Here is a 23,860-nt window from a genome sequence, read left to right as displayed (position 1 = left end):
AATTGATTCCCTCATTTTTTAACTGTTATGATCCTCATCATATTTTCATTTTGTCATTTTCCGCAAAGTGAAGGCAAAAGGAGATGACGAAAATGTCTCTAGCCACCCTGAGCCCCTGTCAATATTGTGCGACCCCCACGAATGCGGGGCCGTATTGCTGTCGTGCTTGCGAAGTCTTAGCTACTCAGGTGGGTGCCTTTCCGGTGGTAACAAAAGCGGCGAATCCGTACGCCTATCTTGATCAAAAGGATTTTAAAGACATCTATCGCCACAACGACCAAAGTGAATTTGACTATTTGTTTTATGCCGAAGGCTTGCACTGCTCTTCCTGTGTGCATCTCTTAGAAAATCTGCCTGAATTTTATCCGGGGGTGGAAACCGCCCGCGTGAACTTTGCCCAATCCACAGTGGCCGTTAAAGTAAAACCCGAGGCCTCTTTGGCTCAGATTGCTTACGTCATTAAAGAGCTGGGGTATTCGCCCTCCCTACTTTCAGCACAGGATCATGTCACTGAAAGATTTAAAGCGGAAAATCGCGCCTTCTTAAAAAGAATCGCGGTCGCAGGTTTTTGCGCCGGAAACACCATGCTTTTTGTCATCCCGGTCTATGCCGGCTTAGCGGGTGGCTGGGCGGATGTTTTTAACTGGTTGAGCTTCTTCCTTTTCCTTCCGATCCTATTTTATAGCGCGGTGCCGTTTTATCGAGGGGCATGGAACACCTTGAAATATAAAGTGGTGAATGTCGACTTACCCATCGTCATCGCGATGCTGTCCGGTTTCATTCTTTCCACTTACAGTCTGATTCGCGGCGAAGGTCATATCTATTATGACAGCACCGCGAGTTTTCTGTTCTTTATTCTTTCGGCTCGTTATCTTTTGAAACGTGTTCAACAAACGCATCTTTCTTCTTCGCATCTGAAAACTTTTTTCAAAAATGAACGCTATATCTGTCTTGAAAATGGCGAAGAACGCAGCGTCCCCTGGGAGCATATTGAAAAGGATCAGATCCTGCTGATTCAAAGAGACCAAAACATCCCCGCCGACTGCGAGCTTCTTTCCCCGCAAGCCACTGTCGACATGTCGCTACTTAATGGCGAATCCTTACCGAAGGTCTTTTCGCAGCACATGACTCTACTGGCGGGCACCCGTCCCTTGGAACACGAGATCCAGGTTAAGGTGAAGGATTCTTTTGCAGAGAGCAAATTAGGCAAGCTCTTTGCCCAATTAGAACATGGCGCCGCTGCGAAAAGCCCCTTCGTCGCTCTTACAGATCGCTTGGCGCAAAAGTTAATTATCACTGTCTTTGCCATCGCGATTCTTTTCTTTGCTCTTTACTACACCATCAATCCGACAGAGGGCTTCAACCGCGCTTTGGCTTTGATCGTTCTGGCCTGCCCCTGCGCTTTGGCTTTTGGTTCGCCACTGGCTTTCGGTCTGGCTTTAAGAAAGGGGCAGCGTCAGGGCTTGTTGATCAAGGATGCCAATATTCTTGAAAAAATTCTGACTGTGCAAAACATCTTCTTCGATAAAACAGGAACATTGACGGAAGGCCAGTTGCGTCTTTCTTATAGTGAGCCCAGTTCTATCGATGAAGATCTAAAAAGAGTCATCCTCAGCCTAGAATCCGCGTCATATCATCCCGTGGCCTTTGCGTTGCGGGAAGCCTGGTCAGACACCAAGGTTTTATGCACTGGCGTTCAAGCCGAAGAAATGTTGGGACGTGGTGTCCGCGGCTATGTCAATGGCGACTACTATGAAGTCCGCCATTTAGCGGAAAGCACTCACGAATCTGAAATCGGGATTGAGGTCATTAAGAACAGCCAAAGTCTAGCCCGTCTTTACTTCAGCGATTCCTTGCGCAGTGATGCTCAGGCTTCGATCTCGGCTTTACAGCGCGAAGGTAAAGAATGCTTCCTAGTTTCCGGAGACCGCAAAAACCGCACTCTAAAAGTGGCCGAGATCTGCGGAATTCGCAAAGAACATGCTTACGGCGAGCTTTTTCCAGAGGACAAAAAACAGATCCTGGATAAGTACTCCAACACCTGCATGATTGGTGATGGCGCCAATGACTCTTTATGTTTGAAAAGTGCCGATGTGGGTATCGCCGTTAAAGGCAGCGTGGACCTAAGTCTGCACAGCGCCGACATCTATCTGACTCGCGGTGGGCTGACTCCGGTTTTGGATCTTTTCAATCTGGCACAACAAACCCGTCGCGTCCTGGTACGCAATCTCAGCATTTCCATTGTTTATAATATTGCTGGCGGTGTTTTGGCTCTTTGTGGTTTCATTAATCCGATGATGGCGGCGATCTTGATGCCGGTCAGTTCCGCAGCCCTCATTCTTTCATCACTATGGGGGTTCCGATGAATATTATAACGATCATGATTCCCATGGCCCTTTTATTGGGGATAGGTTTCGTCGTCGCTTTTATCTGGGCTACGTCCCAAGGACAGTTTGACGATTTAGAGACTCCGGCACACAGAATTTTGAAAGATGACAACGAAAGGAAACAGTTGTGAAAACTAACAGTAGTATTGTCGAGAAAATTTACTACGATGATGACATAGTGAAGAAGTTCGTCTTGGCCACCATGGTTTGGGCCGGTGCCGCGTTCTTATTCGGTCTCATCGCAGCTTTGCAGTTGGCATATTGGCCACTTAACGCCAATTTAGAGTGGATCACGTTTGGTCGACTTCGTCCGCTGCACACGAACGCCGCGATTTTCGCTTTTGCCGGAAACGCGATCTTTGCCGGGATCTATCATTCCTCGCAAAGACTTTTAAAAACCCGCATGCTTTCAGACGTGCTTTCGAAAATGCACTTCTGGGGCTGGCAGTTGATCATTCTTTCAGCTGCGATCACTTTGCCCTTGGGCTACACACAGTCCAAAGAGTACGCCGAACTTGAGTGGCCGATTGATATCGCCATCGCGGTCGTATGGGTGATCTTCGCGATCAACTTCTTCGGAACAATTCGTAAACGTCGTGAAAAACACATGTACGTTGCGATCTGGTTCTACATTGCGACAATCATTACCGTGGCGGTTCTGCACATCGTGAACTCGATTGAGATTCCGGTCGGAATGCTTCAGTCCTATCCCGTCTACGCAGGTATTCAGGATGCGCTGGTTCAATGGTGGTATGGTCACAACGCCGTGGCTTTCTTCTTAACAACTCCCTTCTTAGGTTTGATGTATTACTATGTACCTAAAGCAGCCAATCGTCCGGTGTATTCATACCGTCTATCGATTGTCCACTTCTGGGCATTGGTCTTCATCTATATCTGGGCGGGTCCGCATCACTTGCTTTACACTTCTTTGCCAGAATGGGCACAGACACTGGGAATGATTTTCTCTGTGATGCTTTGGGCACCATCTTGGGGTGGTATGATCAACGGTCTTTTGACGTTGAAAGGATCATGGCATCTTTTGCGTACTGAACCTTTGATCAAATTCTTCGTGGCCGCTTTGACGTTCTACGGAATGTCGACTTTCGAAGGTCCACTTCTTTCCATCAAATCCGTTTCTGCTTTGGGACACTACACCGACTGGATTGTTGGTCACGTGCACTCCGGCGCTTTGGGATGGAATGGTTTCTTGGCTTTCGGGATGATTTATTATCTGGTTCCACGCCTTTGGAAGACAGAGCTTTACTCTAAGAAACTATTAGAGAATCACTTCTGGATCGGTTTGACTGGTGTGCTTCTTTATTACATCTCCATGGTCACTGCGGGTATCACGCAAGGTTTGATGTGGAGAGCGGTCACTCCAGAAGGTCAGTTGGTCTACCCTGACTTTATCGAGACTGTGGTTCGTATCGTTCCACTTTATTGGGTCCGCGCTTTAGGCGGTCTATTGTTCATCATCGGTTACTTCATGATGGCGTACAATATCTATAAAACCATTCAAAAAGCTCCAAAAGCTGTTGCACCAACTTCTGTCGAAGTACAAAGAACAGGTTACGACGAGAAAAATGAAGGTTCTCATAGAAAACTGGAAGGCATGGGCCTGACATTCTCTGTGTTGGCTTTCTTGGCCATCGCCGTTGGATCTGTGATCGAGATCTATCCGACTCTTTCATTGCATCGCTATGTGAATCCGGCGAATATCGTTAACCCTTACACTCCGCTAGAAATTGCGGGTCGCGATATCTACATCCGTGAAGGTTGTTATGTCTGCCACTCTCAACAGATCCGTCCTATCGCTGCGGAAGTTCTGCGCTATGGAAATGCGTCGACAGTAGAAGAATCTATGTACGATCGCCCATTCCAATGGGGTTCGAAACGTACCGGTCCAGACTTGTCTCGCGTCGGCAAAAAGTATCCGAATCTATGGCACTACAGCCATATGATTGATCCTCGTGCCGTGACGCCAAAAAGTATCATGCCGAACTATCCTTGGTTGGTTGAAAAGGACACGGACTTCCTTGTTCTTCGCAAAAAACTTTCTGTGATGAACAAACTAGGTGTTCCTTACGAAGCTGATGTGGTTGCTAACGCCGACATCCATGCGCAAAAACAAGCGCAGGAAATCGCTGCAGATCTAGCCGCTAACGGTGCGCCTAAAGGTCTTGAAAAGAAAGAAATCGTCGCATTGATCGCTTATCTTCAGTCCCTTGGACAGAAAGGCAAAGGCCAATGAAACAAGAAGGATTAAGATTTTTCACCGACACACACCTCACCGCCCTTGGCCTCTTGATTTTCTTCTTGTTTTTCGTTGGGGTCATCGTGTGGGTCTATCGCAAGAACAGCAATAAACTTTATCACCGCATGGAACAAATGCCATTAACTGACGGAGATTCCTTATGAGCGACCAAGAACAAAAGTTTCACGAATATGATGGCATCATCGAACACGACAATCCCCTACCAACGTGGTGGTTGTGGACGTTCTTTCTAACCATTATTTTCGCGTTCATCTATTATGTTCACTATGAACTTGCCGGCGGTCAGACCCTGCAAGACGAATTGAAAGTGGCGATGGCGGAAATTCAAAAAACGCAATCCCAAGCCCAGACTTCGGCTCCTCTGGAAACAGAAGAGTCCTTGGCGCAAGAGTTTAAAAAGGACGGCCTGCTTGAAGTAGGGGCTGCTCAATTCGCGGCAAAATGCGCCGCCTGCCATGGTCAACAACTTGAGGGTATGATTGGCCCTAACCTTGTGGACAAGTTCTGGATTCATGGAAAAGGCACGCGCATGGACATCGTGAAGGTGATCCGTGATGGCGTTGCTGACAAAGGTATGCCACCATGGGGCCCTGTCCTTAAAAAAGAAGAACTCTATGCTGTCAGCGCCTACATTCTTTCCAAAAAAGGCTCAGCCGTAAAAGGAAAAGAACCTCAAGGCGAAGCGGTAGAGGATTATCTAAAATAGGTTGTATATATGAACAGACTGGATCCAGGAAAACTGACAAGTGTTGATGAAAATGGCGATCGCCTTTACTTAATTCCCGCTGAAGTTCGCGGATTTTTTCGAAGGCATCGCACCTGGAGCCAGTGTGTTTTGTTAGTGATTTTTCTGCTTTTGCCTTGGACGACCATCAACGGTCACCAGACAATTCTGATCGATATCCCGAAAAGAGAATTTGCACTTTTCGGGATTCTTTTCCGCTCACACGACGCTCCCCTTTTATTCTTTGTCTTAGGCACGCTGACTTTAGGATTAGCCTTCGTGACCTCCATTTGGGGACGGGTCTGGTGTGGCTGGGCTTGCCCGCAAACCGTCTTTATTGACGGCGTCTTCCGTCGCATTGAACAGTGGGTGGAAGGTTCCTACATCGAAAGACGACGTCTGCGCGATGCCCCCATGTCCTTTGCGAAGTTTCGCAAGGTTTCGTTAAAGTGGTTCTTGTTCTTTGTCGCCTCCTCTTTAATCGGTCACAGCTTTATGGCCTACTTCGTGGGCTCGCGTGACTTGATGGAGATGGTGCAAAACAGTCCTTTCCAAAATCCAACGTACTTTCTGTTGGTCGCCTTCTTCACGGCACTGGTGCTTTTTGATTTCGCCTGGTTCCGTGAACAGTTCTGCGTCATCATGTGTCCTTATGGACGTATTCAATCCGTTCTTTTAGACAGTAAATCCATGGCCGTCGTCTATGACGAAAAACGCGGTGAGCCCCGTAAAGGCACGCCGACCAAAGACAAAGTCGGCGACTGTGTGGCCTGCAATCGTTGTGTGCAAGTTTGCCCGACGGGAATTGATATTCGTAACGGCTTACAAATGGAGTGTATCGCCTGCACCGCCTGTATCGATGCTTGCGATGAAATCATGGAAAAAGTGAAAAAGCCCAAAGGCCTTATTCGCTATGACACCCTGGATGGCAGCCCCATCCAACTGAAAAAACCACGCTCTTTGATTTACATGACAGCAATCGCTGTCTTAGTGGCGGGCCTTTCATGGGCGATCGGCACCCGAGATTCTGCGCACTTCACCGTTCTGCGAGGCGCGGGACTACCTTACTCATTTGTGAAAAATAATGAGCAGGAAATGATCCTGAACCAATTCCGCATTCATATTCAAAATCAAAGCGGCAAAGAGGCTCTTTATAAACTGAGTCTGGAAGAGGAGCTTTTGAAAAAAGGCGTCGAGTTCAGTGTCGCCGAAAACCCTTTGGCTCTGAAGCCAGGCGACAGTCGTGAATGGTACTTCTTTGTGCGAATTCCTCCGGCTCTTTTCAAAGACAGTGGTAAGATTAAAACCACAATTGAAATCCAAGATGTCGGTCCTGAAAAATCTCTGAATAGCAGTCGGGAGCTGATCTTAGTAGGACCTAAGTAATGACCACCAGCACACTTCTTCTAGCACTGGGAATTCTTTCCGCCAGCTTCTTCGGAAGCTGGCATTGTGCTGCGATGTGTGGCCCGATCGCCAGCTTGATGAGCGCACGACGATCTTTGTTAGCTTACAACTTGGGAAGAGGCTTGGCTTACACCCTTTTGGGGGCCTTGGCGGGATATCTAGGACAGCTGTTTCTGCAGAATGACTGGTCCTTGTTTCGGGCGATAGGCACATCTCTGCTAGCGGCGGTTTTAATACTGTACGGACTTTCGATGATCTTGCCGGCCAGTTTAAAATTCCCCGCCTCTCACTTCGTTCTGCCTCTTATCAAAAAAATTCAAGGACGCTTTCTAAGTCGCTCGGGTTTTGTCGTCGGCATTCTGACGGCCTTTCTTCCCTGCGGCTGGCTTTACACCTATGTACTGGCCGCCGTCGCCACCAAAAGTCCGTGGGCGGGCGCTTTGACGATGGGACTTTTTTGGCTGGGAGGCCTTCCCACCTTGAGTGCCGTTCCGTCAATGGTGCGCACCACGATTGATCACGCGGGACTTCGTCATCAGAAAATTGCGGGGGGAATCTTGGTCGCGTCTGGACTTTACTCCCTTGCCAGTTTCATGTTTTTCCATTGAATCCGGCAACGCTTTGTTTACACTTAAAGTCCTATGCTAAACAAAATGCTTATTTCAACAATGACAGCCCTTTTAATAACCACCTCTGCTTTCGCGCAAGAGACAAAGCCAGAGACAACCACACCCACTTCGAGTGAGCCTGAAGCCGCCGCTCCGGAAATGACGCCAGAGGCACCTCCTTCTGATCACAGCCAGTGGCCACGCAACCTTTGGGGTGTTTATGGTGGATTGGGTCTGCCCCATGTTTTGAACTTCGGCGTCGAGTTTTTAGATCAATCAAAAACCTGGGCGGTCGCTTTGGATGTGGGTGGTTTTTCTTACAAGCCGAAAGATGAAGAAAACGACAAAGAAGAGATCAGTTTAGGCAGTTTTGCCCTAGAAGGTCGCTATCACCCGTTCACAAGCTCCTTTTATATTGCCGGCGCTGTGGGAACACAAGGTGTAGAAGCCAAAAAGACCGCGTCTTACAGCGGACAATCTGTCACACCCAAAGTAAAAATTGGCAACACTTTCGTTACGCCGAAGGTGGGTTGGTTCTGGCAATTCAATTCGGGGCTTAATTTCGGCGTCGAATTGGGCGCTCAGATTCCTATTTCCAAAAAAGTGGATGTCGAAGACGGTACGACGGATCCTGTAGTCATCAATGATCCTGAATATATCAAGAACAAGCAGGATGTCGTGGATATCGCAGAGAAGCTTGGCGAACAAGTTCTTCCCCATGCCCTTGTCCGCGTCGGTTACGCGTTCTAAATATACTTAAAATAAAAGGCTGGTTTGTTCTATTTTTGATTCACAAGCCAGCCAAATAGAAGGAATCGGGAAATAAAAAAGCCCTCTGTGAAACAAAGGGCTTTCATCAACAGTGAAAGGGACCAGCTTTTTAGCTTTTCGTACAAAGGAAGAGCTCGTGAATACAATCCCCCTGCCCATCCTGATACTGATCCAAAACTCCCGAAATAGCTTCACGCAACCTCTCCTTAAACTCCGGCAACTGGTGGGATTGAATTGAAAAGGCCGTGTAGAACAAAGAGTTTTTTGGATCCTGGGGAATGTCTTCAGCATCCGTCAGCATTTGCGAGCAGAGGGCCTTTAAAAGATCGGCTAAGCTAGTCGGCGTGGACCTTCTTAAGAAGTCCATTTGCATTGACGGAGAGAAATAGCGATCGTCTTGAAACACCACCACTCCCTCCTGCATGAGAACTTGCAAGTATTCCGCCGCATTTCCTGGCGTCAGTTTTGTTCTTGTCGCTATGTCTTGTAGAGTTGCGCCCTGTTCTTCCGTGCCCAAAGCGGCAAAGACGCGAAAGAGGATGGGTGAAGAAATCAAACGCTCGGGGTTTTGAATTCTCTCTAAGATTTCTGTCTGACGCACAATCGAACTCTTGATCGCAGCGATTTTCTTTTCGAGTTCTTCCGGCGTGAACTTCTGGTTTATAAGCTCAGGTTGATCTCGGTACGCTAAAAGAGTGAAAAGATCCTTATAGTGTTTTGGCAATTTTAAGGTGGCTTTCAGTTGGTTCAGGCTTTCTCGAGAAAGTCCTTTCTTGCCCGAAAGATATTCAGAAATAAAACTGCGTGAAGAAAAGCCAGCACGTCTTGAAAAATCCGCAAGGTTGATGCGACCTCTTTTTCTATAGCGAATCTCAAGCGCGATTTTTAAAAATGTCCGGGCTTCTGACGCCCCAAGAAGATCCGTTGGGGTGTGATCGTTATTCGGTAGCATGTAAATCTCCTTCAAATTGTAATGGAAAGTGAACTTCGAGAAGGAGAATTACAAAAAGGCAAAAAGTCTTCTACCGACTATTTATACTGAGAATTCATGTGTGATTTTGGTTATTTAGAGGTTTTTTTCTATCAGGTGTCAGGATTTAATCGTCGCTAGCCGGTAGGTCCACGTCTCCCTCCAGACGTCTTAGGATTGATCTTTATTAAAAGGCCGCGCTTCGCAGGGAGGTGCCGCTCCGCTGGCCATGAGGTCATATTAAGGTCGCTAACGAAAACAGCTTCTTGCAGGGTTCGCAACGAAAGCATTGATGATGGGGAATTGTCAGATTTTCTGACCCGTAGGAAACGATGACGTCCCAGGATTCAGTGCGGAAAAGTTGGTTTGGTGACAATAAGGACAATGAATAGGCATAATGGCAAAGAGTTGAGCAACTCTTTGCCATCAACAGTTTAAGGAACCCGTTTTGGGATTTCCGCTACTTGTCGTTTGGCGGAACTCTCAAACAAATATCCACCAACCTTAACCTCCACTTTTTCCTCTAAAAAAACATAATACGATTTTTTATTCATATCGTACCATGTGCTTTTCGTGAGCATGATTCGCACAGGATACTTGCCGTCAGCGGGCTGCTCATTGAACAGTTCTTTAGGCTCTCGCACTTTTGTGCTTTTCAGATTCCCCTCTTTCTCTCCGGTCCGGCGATGGTCGAAGATCAACTGGGACTGTAATTCTGGAAGAAAAATTTTCGTTACCCAGCGATGGCCATGACTGTCTTCAAAATAATGCTCCGTCTTTTCTGTATCGATCACCAGATGCACTGTACGGTCTGAAACAACCACACTGTCTTCGGCTCGGGCGCCATGAGAGACGAAAAGAAACAGACCTAATAAAGCCATTTTTTTTAACATGATAAGTCCTTTTACTTTTTGATTATTTTCTCAGTTACGAATCTTTTAAAAATCAGCAAGGTAGGCACGGGGCCCACCTTGCGAAGTTCTATTATTCAAATGCCAGCGAAGACATGAACTTCGGAAGAATCCTTCCAAATTCAGGGTCTCGGCGCTCTGTCACTTCGACAAAGACAATTTTAGTTTGCGCGTCTGCGCTCACTACCAGCCCCCGGCGAATGCCACCATTTTCCGATGAAAAAAGAACTTTTTTGCCCTGTTCAAAACCTGGGACATTCGTTTTGCTCATCTTTTTGACTTGTTCCATATTCAGAACCTGGTCGGCATCGACCAAAACATCTGATTTTCCCAGTCGCAATCGATATTTCAATTTCCCCTGAGAAATGACGCTGGCGTAAGGAATCCGTAACAAAGAATTTCCATTTTTGTCCTTTAGAAGAATCGAATTTCTGCTGTCAGTCACGTCAATGGCCCTGACTGATGTGAAGTAATCCGCGAGACGGCAGGCCACTGACAGTCCTTGTACCGTATGTTCAACATTTTCTAGAATCAGCCAATTCGTTTTATAAATGGCTGCGACCTGTCCCTTGATAGTGCCAAGTTTTGTATTAGCGCAGTAGCCCGTCTCTCCCACGGCGACACCTGCGTAGTTTGTCGTCAAAGAGCTATCAATGATAACATCGTCCGCAGAAAACGAATGTACTAACGATTGCGCAGAGGCATCTTCTGCAACGGCTGTTCCCCGGCAGTCTGTCGGATTCGCCAGAGATTGCATTGCGCGGATATTGGTCATATTGAAAAATATCCCGTTAATGACCAGCTTTCCGGTCCCACCGGTTTGCAGCACACCGCAACTCGACACCATCTTGTATGCCTTATCGGCGTCAATAGCGTCACTTTCCCTAGAGATAAATACGCGTCCTTTTTGATCAACGTGAGTGACCTTCGAAATCTCATTTCTATAAAAAATTTCGTCACCCGACTGCACAAGTGGCGTCGTCGCCTGCGCTACTGATCCGAAGCCCACAAATCCTAATAACCCGACAGAACAAATTAAATTCTTCATATACTTCCTTTGATAGATTTTCATGAAACATGATGGAATATGATGTATCACTCGAGTGACCGGCGAAACCAGCGACGAATGAGTCTTAAAATTGTTGTTGAATTCCGCCAAATTAGCGCCTCTTTAAACAACGTTGTCCAATTTCTTAACACATCTTATTGCGTTCAAACATTGCAAACCCTTCACGAAGTCCCCCGCCAATTATCCGCATCCTTGCTATTAAACAGCAGGCACGTCTCAGACATTCGGTTTAGCCTTAAATAAGAACCCCCAGCCTGGCAGCGTCACCCTTGTGTGCCTTCGCCAGCCGTAAAAGGAGATGCATATGAGATCGCGTATTTCTAAATACTTCGCGGCTCTGGTTTTAACTCTGGCAGCTGCGGGCTGCGCAACAACGCCCCCTAATGTCACTTCAATCCCGAGCAGTGCAAACCCCACCACGGAAATTGAAAAAACCGATCAGCTTTTAAAAGAGGCGCAAGATCGACAGGTCGACGCACTTTCACCTGAAAATTATGCGGATGCACAAAAGGCTTTACATAAAGCCAAAGAGAAGAAAGCAAAAAATAAATCCAATGAGGATATTTTAAAGCAAGTTTCCTATTCCCGAGCGTGGCTTGATCAGGCCAATGCTAAAGCAGAACTTGCCCAAACTTCCATGAAGGACATCACCGATGCCCGCGCCGGGGCCCTTCGCGCCGGGGCTCCTCAGATGTTTGAAAAAGACTGGAAAAAGGCCGACAAACAATTAGAAGATATCACCAAATCCATTGAAAAAGGAAATCTGAAACCCGCAGACAAAAAGGGTGAAGAGTTGACGGCCTACTATCGCGATTTGGAAATTCAATCGGTAAAAAAATCACACTTGGAAAAAGCAGAGGACAATATCAAAGCGGCTAAAAAAGACGGCGCCGACAAGCGTGCCCCCAGAACCTACAGCTTAGCTGAAATGAAATTTGAAAATGCCGACAAATTAATTCACTCGGATCCACGCAATAGTGAAGCAATCCGCAGAGCCTCGGAGGATGCCACCCGCGAATCTATTCACCTACTGGAAGTGACCCGCAAAGTGAATGCCGGAAACACCGAGGACCTGGTTCTTTTGTCTGAACGACAACAAAGAACAATTTCGAGTCTTCGTAACGAATACTCTTCGACAGAACAAGAATTGCAACAGTCGCAACATCAACTCAGCCAATCCGAACAAGAGCGGGTCGCTCTTGTTGGACGCCAAGCCGAACTTGAAAAGACTCAGATAGTAACCGAAAAAGCTGACAAACTTCGCAGCCAGTTTAAGCCTAATGAAGCGGAAGTGTACGTGGAAAACGGCAAAGTCATGGTTCGTCTGAAAGGGCTGCAATTTGCATCGAACAAATCGACACTGAATCCTAAAAGCCAGGCGTTATTAAAGAAAGTGGACACCGCGCTTTCGGAGATCGACGCCAACAAAGTGACAATTGAAGGACATACGGATTCAACGGGTTCCTGGGAAAAGAACAAAGAGCTTGCAGAGAAGAGGGCTGCCGCCGTGGAAAAATACCTCGTGGTTAACGGCGCCATAGCCGAAGAAAAAGTTGATGCTGTAGGGGTTGGACCTGAAAAACCAATCAGTGACAACACCACGCCACAGGGCCGAGCGCAAAACCGACGCATTGACCTTGTCATTGAGTAAGGAGGTACATATGGCAACACACCTTCCAGGATGGACCGAACTGAAAAGAGAGCTCATGGAAAAATGGCATGAACTCAAGGAACGAGACCTTGAGAACACTCGTGGAGATGCGCAGTCCATCGTCGATCTACTGGAAAAAAAGGTGGGTCTGGCCATGGATGAAGCGAGTGAAAAATTCGCAGAAATAGCCTCTCACTATCACCTTTACGATGAACCCGAAGAGCGTCCAGCAAATATCGAAAAGGAAAAGAAAGAGAGAGTCCTAGAATTAAAGCCTAAAAAGCCGGCGAATCGGGATCGCAAACCGAAAGACGATTTTTTAGCCTAGTGGCCGGGTCCTGCTCACCTACGCAGGGGGTGTGTCCGCATCCCCTGCACTTTTACGAATCACTGACACAAAGGAACAAGGAATCGTCCGTAAGACCAACGGCATGCCATTGCCCTGCTTTTCAATCAGCTCTAAAAAGTCATAGCCAAGATCGTTTTCACGAACAAAAATCATCAGCCCTCCAATCTTCAACTGATCGAAAAGCTTTTCGGGAAATTCATTTGCTCCCGCCGTAAAGATGATTCGGTCAAAGGGTGCCTCTGAGGTATCGCCCTCAAACCCATCCCCCAACTTAACCAGAGCATTAAAGATCCTATTTTTTTCCAAGTATTTTTGTGCGCGAATGGCAAGCTCGGGAATAACTTCGACTGAAATGACTTTCCCAGACTCGCCAACTAAATAAGCCATCAAGGCTGTGTTCCAGCCGCTTCCTGAGCCTAATTCAAAAACACGGTGCCCGTGGTGAATTTGCAAAAGGTCCAAAATCTTTAAAACAAAGCTTGGCTGTGAAATTGTCGATATATAGGGAGGTTTGTTCCACAAAAGAAGAGGATGATCTGAGTATGCTTCGGCCATCGTGTATTCAGGAACACAAAGATGACGAGGGTACCGATAAAAAGCCTCTACCACCTTTTCCGAGAGGGGAAGAGCTTTATCCAGAACACGCTTTTGATACTGCTCGATTCGTGTAGACATTGATTAAGCTTGCAATGTTTTTGGCGAAGGAACAAGCTTGTATCATGACACTGACTCAACTCGAATACATTCTTGCCGTCGCCGATACTGGAAGCTTTAGCCACGCTGCCCGCCAATGTCACGTGACGCAGCCGACGTTGAGCATGCAGATTCAAAAACTGGAAGACGAACTGGGCGTGGTTCTTTTCGACCGCACCAAACAACCTATTAAAGCCACCTCGATTGGCGAGGAAATTATTCTTCAAGCACGCCTGGTGGTGCGCGATGCCCAACACCTGAAAGAAATCGTTGATGATGCCAAGGGGTCTTTAAAAGGCGAGTTGCGTATTGGCATCATTCCGACTCTCGCTCCCTACCTGCTTCCCTTGTTTCTCAAACAGATGAAAGATCTTTATAAAAATCTGCATCTGACTTTTGAAGAAATCCAGACCGAGAACATGGTCGAGCGAATTCGCAATCACAGTCTGGATTTAGGCATTGTCGTGACTCCGATTGACGATTTGAATATCGCCAACCATGTTTTATTTTACGAACCTTTCAGCGCCTACTTCGCCAAGGGTCACCCTCTGTTGGCCAAAAAGACCATCGACGAAAAAGATCTTTCTATTGATGACGTGCTTTTGCTGAACGAAGGTCATTGTTTCAGAGAACAAAGCCTTGCCCTTTGTCGCAATAAAAAACAGCTCATTTCTGCGGACCGGACTTTCACATTTGAAAGTGGCAGTCTGGAAACCTTAAAAAAGCTTGTCGATCAAGGCGAAAACTTCACCCTGCTTCCTTGGCTTGCGACCTTGGATGTGCAGGATAAAAAGCGTTTAAGAAATTTTTCAGACCCGGTTCCAACCCGGGAAGTCAGTCTCATTCATGGACCCCATTTTCAAAGAAAAGCTTTACTCAAAGCGCTTATTGAAAACATAAAGAAAAACCTGCCCGAAGGATTGAGCTCGGTTCGATCTAAAAACCAATTAAAAGTGGACAATCCGCTAGGCAGTCTCAAATAGCTTTCATCTATGGTGACAGATGACATATAGATTTTTCCTATAGGGCCTATAGAAAAAGAGAACTGTTTAAAATTCTCACCTTTTTCTATCCTATTACTATACAGGAGGAATCCTTTATGAGATCACAATCAGCCCATTCATCAAAAGAACTTACCCGAAAGCTGCAACCGGTGGGCCAGGAAGAGGCAGGTACGGAGAGTGTCGTGGAAACTCTGAAAAAAACTCTTTCTGACGAATACTTTCTTTATCTGAAAACACAAAACTGCCATTGGAATGTCGAAGGGCCCTTATTCTTCTCTTTGCATAAACTTTTTGAAGAGCAATACAATGAACTCGCCGAATTCGTCGATCGCACGGCCGAAGTGGTCAGAGCTCTGAAGGCTCGGGCGCCGGGGTCTTTCAAAGAATTTAAAGAGTTTTCTTCTATTCAAGAAGCCTCAGACAAGATGAACGCCAATCAAATGATAGATGTTCTTAGCCAGGACCACACGAACATGGCGATTGCTCTGAAGTCTCGGCTTGAAGTTGCCGAAGATGCGGAAGAAACAAGTGCGGTGACTTTGTACGAAGATCTTATCGGCTTTCACGAAAAAGCGGCTTGGATGATTCGCAGTCATAGGTCGTAGTTTAAAAATTTGCCAGAGGGGCTTTTATGGGCAGTGCTTTGTTAGGTTTAGCGGCAGGAATTATCACCGGTGGTTCCACCATGCTGGGGGCCCTGCCGATTTTGCAGAAAGAAACTAAATCATGGAATCCTTGGCGCAGCTTGAATCTGGACTTCGCTATCGGCATGATGTTGGCGGCCGCTGCCTTTAATTTGATCGGGCCCGCTTATACTTCCGCATCGGGAGCCTTTGGAGTTTCCTTGGCATTGCTCTTGGGAGTGGTCTCCATCTATGGAATCAGTCATTTCATTCATAGCTTTAGCCCCGCCCAATATTCTCTGCACCGTCGGGCATGGCTCTTTGTCACGGCGATGATGCTGCACAATTTGCCGGAGGGACTGGCCTCTGGAGCCGCACTCAGCGCCGACAGTCTTTCCCATGCTAATGGCTGGACAGTTGTGGGGGCAATCGTGTTTCAAAATTTTCCGGAAGGACTGGCCACGGCAGCGGCCTTTCTTTCTATCGGCCTATCCCGTCGAGCCGCATTTATGGGAGCTGCCATGACTGGCGTGATGGAAATTTTAGGTGGCGCTGCTGGTGGTGTTTTTGCATCCATGACAAATGCCAGCCTGCCCTACATCTTGGCCTTTGCTGGGGGCGCTATGATCAGTGTGACTCTGGAAGAAATTTTCGCCAAGTTGAAGGAAACGAAAATGCGCTACCTAATGCAGAAAGAATTTGTTTTAGGAGCGATGTCGGTTATTTTAATGAACTGGATCGTCACTTAACGCAACCGACCAAGACACAGTGCTGGGGTTCCGCTTAGGCTATAAAGATGGAACTTACAGCACTACAAACTCTCGCCTTTTCAGCATTGGTTGTTTATTTTGGTCGCTTCTTAAAAAAGAAGATCCACTTCATCGAAAAATACAATCTTCCGTCACCCGTCATCGGCGGCTTTGTTGTGGCCCTTGTTCTCGCTATTTTAAAAAGTCATGGTCTTTTTGAAATTCGCTTTACCAAGACATTTGAAGAAACCCTGATGATCGCTTTTTTTGCATCCATCGGTTACTCGGCTTCTTTAAAGCTTCTAAAGGAAGGCGGAAGAACGGTGGTATTTTTTCTGGCTTTAACAGTCGGAGGTCTTATTCTGCAGATTCTTGCCGGAATAGGCGCCGCCAAAGCCATGGGTCTTCATCCACTCATGGGAGTTTTAACGGGCGCAGTTTCACTTACGGGAGGACCTGGAACATCCCTGGCTTTCGGACCTCTTTTTGAAGCCGCAGGAGTACAAGGTGCCTCGGCGATCGGCCTTACCACAGCCATGGGGGGAATTCTTTTAGGAGGTTTGGTCGGCACCCCTTTAGCCACTCATCTAATTAATAAACGGCGTCTTAAAGCGAGCCTGGGAAGTGAAGTAGATGCCTCTAGCGACGCACCGGTGATTCAAGCACGTATCGGAAGCGACCTTCTTTATCACTTTCTTGCCATCGCTTTAATTATGGGATTTGGCACGACATTAAGTTCATGGATCAATAGCCTGGGAATCACTCTACCTATTTACATTGGCTCTATGCTCATTGCCGCCTTGTTCAGAAATATTGAAGATATTAAACCCGTTTTTAAAATTAAAGCCGAGTGGATTGAAGAGATTGGAGCTGTCTCTTTGACACTTTTTATCGCGACCGCTATCATGTCGTTGAAACTTGATGAACTTCGCCATGCCGCTTTACCGATATTGATCTTCTTAACTCTACAAGTGGTTCTCGTCGCTCTTACCGCCATCGGACCGGCATTTTGGGTTGCGGGAAAAGATTATGAAGGGGCCATCATCAGCGCAGGTTATGTCGGTTTTATGATGGGCACATCCGCAAATGCTATGGCCAACATGTCTTCTTTGGCGCACAAATATGGTCCCGCGCCAAAGGCCTTTCTTGTCGTGCCTCTGGTCGGTTCGTGCTTCATTGATTTCATCAATGCCGCGTTGATTACTTTTTGTATTAATTATTTAAGCTAATCAGACAACCAGTTCGATGATGGCGCGGAATCCATGATTTCCCGCCATCGCGCCGATGATGTTACGAAGAGCCGTAATGTTTTTCCCCTGCGAGCCGATTAATTTTCCCCGAAATTCCTGCGGCAAAATCACTTTGTAAATCGTCGTTTTTTCGCCCGCATTGAACGTGACTTCGATGTTATCTTGGCAAGATGTCATTTCCTGAATAACACTTTGAAGTACTTTAGCCAGTCGCTCCCTAATTGCATTTTCCTGTATTGTCGTATCCGTTAACACGAAATATTTCCTCCACTCGCACCCTACACCATCATGCAAATGCACGAGATCGCGAGCAATGATCTCGTGGTTATCCAGTCCACTTAGTGTTCCACCAATATAACATATACTGGGGGATACTCCGCAAAGTGTTAACACCAAAGGTTCCCTTGCCGACTCGCTATGGCTAGAGTTCTTTTTGTGCTCACAGAGATTCTGAAAAACACGAATAAGTCCTATGATAGCTGTTAAAATTCAGTTTCTTCGCAGACGGAGATATTTAAAAAAGCTCGTCTTATAAAAATACTTTGTTCGTCACCTAGCTCTTTCAACCTTGGGCGTTTGAAGCCCTAATTGGGACCCTGTCTAATAAAGTGACAGTCAGAATCCCCTAATACGTTTTACCGAGGGAACAATGTTTGCTGCAGAAGTTTTCGGAGGTCCTTTTATGCGCCGCTGGTTCTTACTTCTTTTAGCTCTGATCACAAGTTTTCAAGTCTTTAGCTCGAGCGCGCTGGCCTGTAACTGCATAGCCGATCCTTACTCCAAGAAATACATCTATTATAAAAAAACCTGGTATGGCACAAAACGCAAATGGACCTGTGAATACAAGTGCCAGGATTTACGCCAACAGCAAACCATCGTCGTCGGCACTCATGAAGACTGGTATGTTAGCGACAAAGGCCTGGAGGGTATTTGCGACGGTCTTCACTACGTCAACCGCTACAACAACTATGTTCAGGACTTTGTCTGGGCTTTGGAAGAAGCCCGTTATTTTGACGCCTCCGAGTCCACGGCAGCGGAATTGAAAAAATGGAATAGTGAATCCTGCCGCTAGGCCCAGCCTGTTGTCGGGGTTTCATCTTTGGCCCCCCTTTCGTCATCGTCTTTGCTATTCTAAGTGGAAGGAGTCCCAAATCCGAGTCCTTCCCCGAATACGGCTGCAACTGACGAACTCGCAAACTGAACAACTGAATGAAACCAATCGCCTTATTGGCTCTGTGCGCTTTTTTTGCATCCGCGTGTGCCCGCCTCGATATCGCCGTGAACTGGGCCGACACCTTTATTGCCGCGAAAGTGGATGACTACTTCGACATCTCTTCTGAGCAAAGCAAAAGTCTGAAAAAATCATTACAAAGCGATTTTAAGAAAATAAAACAAGACGTTCTACCCCAGTGGATCAAGAGCGCCAAAGATTTGGAACGAGATGTCGCCAGTGATTCTCTTAGTCAGGAAAAAATCCAGCGGACTTTCGAAATGGTGACTTCCAGCTTTGAACACTTCACAGCGCACTTTTCCAGAACGGCTGTGGACTTCATTGGCACGACCAAGAACGACCAATGGACCTACTTCGCAAAGGCTTTTAATGAAAAAAATGAAGACGATCTGAAAGAGATCTCTTCTTCGCACTATGAAAAAAAACAGAAAAAACGCTACTTCAAGTATTTTGAAATGTTTCTTGGAGATTTAACCGAAGAACAAACACATCTTATTGAAAAACATCTGCGGGAATCCCCTTACCCTGCCGAATTAAAGATTAAGAATCGAAAACATATCTATCAGGTCTTTGTTGAAAAACGTCAGCATCCCGACGGGCTAAAAGAATTTGTCGCCAAGTTTTCCGAAAAGCCCGAAAGTTTCAATCTACCTGAATACAATCAGGCGGTGCACACCTATCAAGTGAATCTTAAAAATCTGCTGACGGCCGTCCTGAAGACCTTAAATAAAAATCAAAAACGGGAACTCTGTGACAACCTTCTGGAAAAAGTGGCACAACTTGAGAAAATTCGCGGCCGCTCCTAGGTCCAGTTCCTTAAACGACCTGTGAATATTCCAGACGGATACGCCGATAAGAAAGAGCTATGAAAATGGTGCTCGTTTTTCTTATCACGTTGAGTTTTAGTCTGGCCTGGGGGCAAGAAAACCTTCATTCGTTCGTAAATGGCCTGGATAAAACTTTACAACATCTTCAGGATGCAAAGACGCCCCCCTGTACTCATGAACCTTTAGCGCCACGAACGGCTCAGACGACGAAGTACGATGGGAAAGAGGTCACTTCACTGTCTGAGGCGGAGGCGCAGGCTCTTTTTAAAGATATGCAGTCTCATACCGAGATTCCTTTTGAGTTCGCGATAGCGGGCTGCGAAGAGCGTGCCCATGAAATGTCCCGGCTGATGCTTTTAAAAGGCATTCGTCCTTTAAAGATGTTTGCTTCGGTCGATGAAAACAAATCCCCCCGTCTTGAGATCCCGCATCCCAATGGCAAAGACATCCGACGCTGGAAGTTTCATGTCGCACCCTTAATCATGGTGCGAGTTCAAGGAAAAGAAGTCCCGTACATTCTTGATCCTTCGATAGAAAAAAAAGCGGTGCCCTTAAGCGAGTGGAAAAAGCATATGACCCGTCACGAGCCACAAATGCCCGTTCAGATGGATGCGACCGTCGCCGAGCAGTACGATAAGGCGGGCCGCTATGTTCGCCCCTTCAATGATGAAAACTCGAATCGGGAAAATCAGGAAAGACTGAAAGAATATAAAGAGTATGCAAAAGATCCCGAGGGTGAGAATCTGTATCTCTTTCAAATGGAACGAGACCTGGAGCGCATGGGATACTAGCTGCCAATCAACAAATCAGAATCTTGTTTAAATGAATAATAATTAATACTTCATTTTTTCCTACTGAAGCCTGCTGTTCCGTCAGATATTTAAGCCAGAAGAGGCTTAGAGGCTTCCATGAAAATAAAACTTGCAGAAAAAACGAAACGTATCGGGTTCTTTCTTATCGGTCCTCTTTGGGTCGCACTGATTGCCGGTTTAATGCACCTCACCCAGTACACCTCGTGGGAAATTCCCAATCCTGCACCCTTCCTGGTACTCGGTGTGATTTTATCTTGCTATTATGGTGGATTCAAACCAGGGATTATTACCAGCTTATTGTCTTGGCTTTATATCGCTTATCATCTGACTTACCTAAGCCCTCCAATCATTGATTTAGCGGCCGACACCCATAAGAGACTCGTCAACTGGGGCCTCACTCTGCCGATCGTAAGTATTGCTGTTGGTTTATTAAAAGCCCGTTCCGAGGCTCATTTGCAAAGAGAACTTACACAAAGACGATTGAGAGAAGAAGAATTACAAAGCTCTGAAGAACGTATGCGCGCCATCCTGAATTCGGCCAATGATGCGTTCGTTGCCATCGACATCAATAGTCAAATTCGTGAGTGGAACAATCAGGCTGAAAAAACTTTTGGCTGGACCCGGGATGAGGTCTTAGGACGTTCTTTGACGGAGGTGCTGATTCCCGACGACTATCGGAATGCGCACTTACAAGGGCTAAAGCGTTTCCAACTGACAGGCGAAGGCCCCATCCTCAATAAACGCATTGAAGTGCCGACAAAACATAAATCGAATCAGGATATCTCTGTCGAGCTGACGGTCTATCCCATTCGGCAAAAAGAAAATCTTATGTTTGGGGCCTTTCTGCGCGACATCACCGAAAAGAAACAGGAAGATCGACTTAGTTTTTTACAATATCAGGTTACGCGAATTTTAGCCGAAGAGTCGTCTTTAAAAGCGGCCGTGCCTCGCCTGCTGGAAACTTTGGTTCGCGGCGTGAATTGGCCTTTGGCAGAACTGTGGCTCACAGACAAAAAGCGCCAGAATTTTTATTATACTGATAACTATTGCCTGTCTTCGGAGTTGCGTGAAAAATTTCTGACTCTTAGCCATCCCCTTTTTCTGCCAAAAGACCAAGGGTTGTTTCCTCAGACGGAAGGAGCTGCGCATCCACTTCATATCGTCAAAGCCCTGAAAAACTCGGACTATCCGCGTGCGCAGTTGGTTCAGTCCGCAAATTTTCAATCATTACTTTATTGCCCCTTGATCGATAATAACGAAGTGATTGGCGCGTTGTGTTTCCTGCACGACGAAAAGATCGACACCGACCAAAATCTGTTAAACAGTCTGGATGATATTTCCAAACACATAAGTCTTTTCATCTTAAGAACCTGGGCCGAGGAAGATTTGACTCGCCTTTCAAAAGATCTGGAAATAAAAGTCCAACAGCGAACCGAAGAACTTGGAATCGTCAATACACAGTTGAAAAAAGAGATCGCAGAAAAGCAGATTCTCTATGAGCAAGCCCAGACAGCAAACCGCCTGAAAGATGAATTTCTGGCAACTATATCGCACGAATTGCGCACCCCTATGAATGTGATTTTAGGACACAGTGAACTTCTTTACGGCGAAGAACTTAGCGAAAGTGAAAAGCAAAAATCGATTGAGGCGATCTACAGAAATACGAAAGCTCAGGTCCACATCGTCAGTGATATTCTGGATGTTTCCCGCTTTATTACCGGCCGCGTGCAACTGCATCTTGAATTGGTTGATATGTCCGAAATCGTCGCAGTAGCCGTGGAATCCATCCTGCCTGCCGCAAGTGCGAAAAACATCGAGGTGAAAGAAGATGTCGGTTCGTCGAAATGTTATGTCACTGGTGATCCCACACGTTTGCAACAAATACTCTGGAATCTTCTTTCAAACGCGGTCAAATTCACATCACATCACGGCAAGGTTCTGGTTAAGCTAGAACGACAATCTTCCAACATTGTGGTCAGTGTGCGTGATTCCGGAAAAGGCATCGATCCTGTATTTCTACCCTACGTTTTCGAACGCTTTCGTCAAGAGGACTCTTCCACCACACGGAAGTTTGGCGGTTTAGGACTGGGGCTGGCTATCACAAAAAACCTGGTTGAAGCCCATGGTGGAACCATTCAAGCGAGCAGTGATGGCAAGGGGCTGGGGGCGACCTTCACCATCACCCTGCCTGTCACCGTCCTGGAAATCCCCGAAGAGCCCACGACACGAGAACCTTTCCACTTAAATTCTTTGCGCACACCTTTAAAAGGCTTGCGAATTTTAGTCGTCGACGACCAGCCCGACGCGCAAGCGCTGATTCGAACGATCCTAAAAAAGTCCGGAGCGGAACCTACGATCACATCCACGGCCACGGAAGCTTTTAAGCTTTTGATAAAACTAAAACCCCATGTGCTCATCAGTGATGTGGGAATGCCTGATAAAGACGGTTATGAATTGATCGGAATGATCCGTCGCTTGCCGACTAACATGGGGGGAGGCGTGAAGGCGATTTGCCTGACCGCTTATGCGCACGACGAAGATCACAAAAAAGCGTTAGACATGGGCTTTGACGAACATCTAGCAAAACCGGTTGAGGCAAAACAATTGATTCGTTCCATCAGTAAGTTGGTGGGACGTTATTTTGCGCATCACTAACTATTTCTCTTCCTGATTCCGCATATGATCCGCAAGACGCAACAGCGCGTGAAGAAGTTCTGAACGCAAAGGCTCCGGAACATTTTCGTCTTCAAATGCCTGCACCATACAAAGCATCCATTGATCCCGCTCGGATTTGCCAATCTTAAAAGGCATATGCCGTGCACGCATGCGCGGATGCCCATACTTTTCCACGAAAAGACTGGGACCGCCCAACCAACCACTTAAAAACATAAAAAGCTTGTCTTCAGAGCTTTGCAGGTTACCGGGATGCATTTCCCGCACACCACGGGCCTCGGGCACGGAGTCCATGATTTGATAAAAGCGTTTGACGATTTTGCGAAGAGGCTCTTCGCCACCTAAAAGTTCGTACGGTGTTTTACTAGTGTCCATTTACTTCTTCGATATATTTAAAATAGGCCTTGCAATAGGCGGTCTCTGTTTTAGCACGATTGAAGCGAATTGCCTTGTCCATTTTTCTGGCACTGCACCGATTCAATCCCGGGCCTAGAAGTCCTGTGGGCCGACTCTTTATCAGATCTGCCATTTCGATCTGACAATCTCCACGGGCTTTTTGCCATAACGAAACACAAAGCCCGTGATCTAAATTATAACAAACTCCTTGCGGGGTCGCTGAACCGCAAGGCTCTTTCGCCAAATCCTCTTCGATCATCGCCGGTGAAATATAGGTCGCAAGGACATAGATAAACAGAATGATGAGTATCGCTGTGCCAAGGCCGTAATCGACGTACTGCGAGCTCAAGGTGTATTTTGAGACGGGCTTAAAGAACATCAAAAGCAGGCAGGCTATGAGGATCAGAATGTAAACTATGGTCTCCAACATGCTTTTAGTATAGGGGGCAAAGGATCTTCCGCCAAATTACTTTTGACGAA

General features: G+C 46.6%; 25 protein-coding genes. 18 read left to right on the top strand and 7 right to left on the bottom strand.

The window, feature by feature from the left end; all coding sequences use genetic code 11:
- Positions 1-92: 92 nt before the first annotated feature.
- From OM95_RS09790 to OM95_RS09760, 8 genes are read left to right on the top strand one after another with little or no spacing between them, the layout of a single operon-like run.
- Positions 93-2,366, top strand: a complete 2,274-nt coding sequence (locus OM95_RS09790) for a heavy metal translocating P-type ATPase (protein ID WP_291516037.1) — start codon at positions 93-95, stop codon at positions 2,364-2,366.
- A complete protein-coding gene (gene ccoS, locus OM95_RS09785; protein WP_041873096.1) occupies positions 2,363-2,518 on the top strand; it encodes a cbb3-type cytochrome oxidase assembly protein CcoS in 156 nt (51 codons plus the stop codon). Before OM95_RS09790 ends, ccoS begins: the two co-directional genes overlap by 4 nt.
- Positions 2,515-4,638: a cytochrome-c oxidase, cbb3-type subunit I gene (gene ccoN, locus OM95_RS09780; RefSeq protein WP_041873094.1), complete on the top strand. Its 2,124-nt coding sequence runs from the start codon at positions 2,515-2,517 to the stop codon at positions 4,636-4,638. Before ccoS ends, ccoN begins: the two co-directional genes overlap by 4 nt.
- On the top strand, positions 4,635-4,805 hold the full coding sequence (locus OM95_RS17255) for a CcoQ/FixQ family Cbb3-type cytochrome c oxidase assembly chaperone (protein ID WP_291516035.1): 171 nt from the start codon (positions 4,635-4,637) through the stop codon (positions 4,803-4,805). The genes ccoN and OM95_RS17255 overlap by 4 nt, the downstream gene beginning before the upstream one ends.
- The gene (locus tag OM95_RS09775) at positions 4,802-5,368 is read left to right on the top strand and encodes a cbb3-type cytochrome c oxidase N-terminal domain-containing protein (RefSeq protein WP_041873092.1); all 567 of its coding nucleotides are present in this window, start codon (positions 4,802-4,804) and stop codon (positions 5,366-5,368) included. Before OM95_RS17255 ends, OM95_RS09775 begins: the two co-directional genes overlap by 4 nt.
- 9 nt (positions 5,369-5,377) lie before the next feature.
- Positions 5,378-6,772: a cytochrome c oxidase accessory protein CcoG gene (gene ccoG / locus OM95_RS09770; protein ID WP_041873090.1), complete on the top strand. Its 1,395-nt coding sequence runs from the start codon at positions 5,378-5,380 to the stop codon at positions 6,770-6,772.
- Positions 6,772-7,401 (top strand): sulfite exporter TauE/SafE family protein, encoded by a 630-nt coding sequence (locus tag OM95_RS09765; RefSeq protein ID WP_041873089.1) that lies wholly within the window; start codon positions 6,772-6,774, stop codon positions 7,399-7,401. The genes ccoG and OM95_RS09765 overlap by 1 nt, the downstream gene beginning before the upstream one ends.
- A gap of 45 nt (positions 7,402-7,446) precedes the next feature.
- Positions 7,447-8,151, top strand: coding sequence for a hypothetical protein (locus OM95_RS09760; protein ID WP_291516033.1), 705 nt, complete (start codon positions 7,447-7,449; stop codon positions 8,149-8,151).
- Positions 8,152-8,281: 130 nt separating this feature from the next.
- Here OM95_RS09760 and OM95_RS09755 read toward each other — a convergent pair whose 3' ends face one another.
- From OM95_RS09755 to OM95_RS09745, 3 genes are all read right to left on the bottom strand, one after another.
- Positions 8,282-9,124: a helix-turn-helix domain-containing protein gene (locus tag OM95_RS09755; protein ID WP_041873087.1), complete on the bottom strand. Its 843-nt coding sequence runs from the start codon at positions 9,122-9,124 to the stop codon at positions 8,282-8,284.
- A 452-nt stretch (positions 9,125-9,576) separates the two neighbouring features.
- Positions 9,577-10,035 carry a hypothetical protein gene (locus OM95_RS09750; RefSeq protein WP_041873086.1) on the bottom strand — a complete coding sequence of 153 codons (459 nt, stop codon included), beginning with the start codon at positions 10,033-10,035 and terminating at the stop codon, positions 9,577-9,579.
- Between the two features lie 91 nt (positions 10,036-10,126).
- The gene (locus tag OM95_RS09745; protein WP_041873084.1) at positions 10,127-11,101 is read right to left on the bottom strand and encodes a hypothetical protein; all 975 of its coding nucleotides are present in this window, start codon (positions 11,099-11,101) and stop codon (positions 10,127-10,129) included.
- 325 nt (positions 11,102-11,426) lie between these two features.
- Between OM95_RS09745 and OM95_RS09740 the strand changes: the two genes are divergently transcribed.
- Together OM95_RS09740 and OM95_RS09735 are read left to right on the top strand one after the other, a co-directional pair.
- A complete protein-coding gene (locus tag OM95_RS09740; protein ID WP_041873083.1) occupies positions 11,427-12,773 on the top strand; it encodes an OmpA family protein in 1,347 nt (448 codons plus the stop codon).
- Between the two features lie 10 nt (positions 12,774-12,783).
- A complete protein-coding gene (locus OM95_RS09735) occupies positions 12,784-13,101 on the top strand; it encodes a transcriptional regulator (RefSeq protein ID WP_291516031.1) in 318 nt (105 codons plus the stop codon).
- 18 nt (positions 13,102-13,119) lie between these two features.
- Here OM95_RS09735 and OM95_RS09730 read toward each other — a convergent pair whose 3' ends face one another.
- Complete coding sequence (locus OM95_RS09730) at positions 13,120-13,797, bottom strand: protein-L-isoaspartate O-methyltransferase (RefSeq protein WP_041873082.1); 678 nt, start codon at positions 13,795-13,797, stop codon at positions 13,120-13,122.
- 44 nt (positions 13,798-13,841) lie between these two features.
- On the opposite strand from OM95_RS09730, the gene OM95_RS09725 reads away from it, so the two are divergent.
- The 4 genes from OM95_RS09725 to gltS all read left to right on the top strand — a co-directional run bounded on the left by OM95_RS09725 (position 13,842) and on the right by gltS (position 17,420).
- On the top strand, positions 13,842-14,798 hold the full coding sequence (locus OM95_RS09725; RefSeq protein WP_041873081.1) for a hydrogen peroxide-inducible genes activator: 957 nt from the start codon (positions 13,842-13,844) through the stop codon (positions 14,796-14,798).
- Between the two features lie 116 nt (positions 14,799-14,914).
- Positions 14,915-15,424, top strand: coding sequence for a ferritin-like domain-containing protein (locus tag OM95_RS09720; protein WP_291516029.1), 510 nt, complete (start codon positions 14,915-14,917; stop codon positions 15,422-15,424).
- A 26-nt stretch (positions 15,425-15,450) separates the two neighbouring features.
- The gene (locus tag OM95_RS09715; RefSeq protein ID WP_041873079.1) at positions 15,451-16,191 is read left to right on the top strand and encodes a ZIP family metal transporter; all 741 of its coding nucleotides are present in this window, start codon (positions 15,451-15,453) and stop codon (positions 16,189-16,191) included.
- 47 nt (positions 16,192-16,238) lie between these two features.
- Positions 16,239-17,420 carry a sodium/glutamate symporter gene (gltS, locus tag OM95_RS09710; protein WP_041873078.1) on the top strand — a complete coding sequence of 394 codons (1,182 nt, stop codon included), beginning with the start codon at positions 16,239-16,241 and terminating at the stop codon, positions 17,418-17,420.
- Here the strand turns inward: gltS and OM95_RS09705 are convergent, their stop codons facing one another.
- Positions 17,421-17,696 (bottom strand): KH domain-containing protein, encoded by a 276-nt coding sequence (locus OM95_RS09705; RefSeq protein WP_041873076.1) that lies wholly within the window; start codon positions 17,694-17,696, stop codon positions 17,421-17,423. It lies immediately after the preceding gene.
- 427 nt (positions 17,697-18,123) lie between these two features.
- On the opposite strand from OM95_RS09705, the gene OM95_RS09700 reads away from it, so the two are divergent.
- From OM95_RS09700 to OM95_RS17250, 4 genes are all read left to right on the top strand, one after another.
- Positions 18,124-18,513, top strand: coding sequence for a hypothetical protein (locus tag OM95_RS09700; protein ID WP_291516027.1), 390 nt, complete (start codon positions 18,124-18,126; stop codon positions 18,511-18,513).
- 137 nt (positions 18,514-18,650) lie between these two features.
- Positions 18,651-19,478 (top strand): DUF6279 family lipoprotein, encoded by an 828-nt coding sequence (locus tag OM95_RS09695; RefSeq protein ID WP_291516025.1) that lies wholly within the window; start codon positions 18,651-18,653, stop codon positions 19,476-19,478.
- A 59-nt stretch (positions 19,479-19,537) separates the two neighbouring features.
- Complete coding sequence (locus tag OM95_RS09690) at positions 19,538-20,290, top strand: protein-glutamine glutaminase family protein (protein ID WP_041873075.1); 753 nt, start codon at positions 19,538-19,540, stop codon at positions 20,288-20,290.
- Positions 20,291-20,407: 117 nt separating this feature from the next.
- The gene (locus OM95_RS17250; RefSeq protein WP_291516023.1) at positions 20,408-22,966 is read left to right on the top strand and encodes an ATP-binding protein; all 2,559 of its coding nucleotides are present in this window, start codon (positions 20,408-20,410) and stop codon (positions 22,964-22,966) included.
- Here the strand turns inward: OM95_RS17250 and OM95_RS09680 are convergent, their stop codons facing one another.
- Both OM95_RS09680 and OM95_RS09675 read right to left on the bottom strand, forming a co-directional pair.
- Positions 22,967-23,359, bottom strand: a complete 393-nt coding sequence (locus tag OM95_RS09680; RefSeq protein ID WP_041873073.1) for a group II truncated hemoglobin — start codon at positions 23,357-23,359, stop codon at positions 22,967-22,969.
- Positions 23,349-23,810 (bottom strand): hypothetical protein, encoded by a 462-nt coding sequence (locus tag OM95_RS09675; RefSeq protein ID WP_041873072.1) that lies wholly within the window; start codon positions 23,808-23,810, stop codon positions 23,349-23,351. Before OM95_RS09675 ends, OM95_RS09680 begins: the two co-directional genes overlap by 11 nt.
- Positions 23,811-23,860 lie beyond the last annotated feature (50 nt).

Origin of the sequence: Bdellovibrio sp. ArHS, assembly GCF_000786105.1 — a bacterium.
Taxonomy (GTDB): Bacteria; Bdellovibrionota; Bdellovibrionia; order Bdellovibrionales; family Bdellovibrionaceae; genus Bdellovibrio.
The sequence above is the reverse complement of the archived record's forward strand: the minus strand, read 5'-3'. Positions and strand labels throughout refer to the sequence as shown.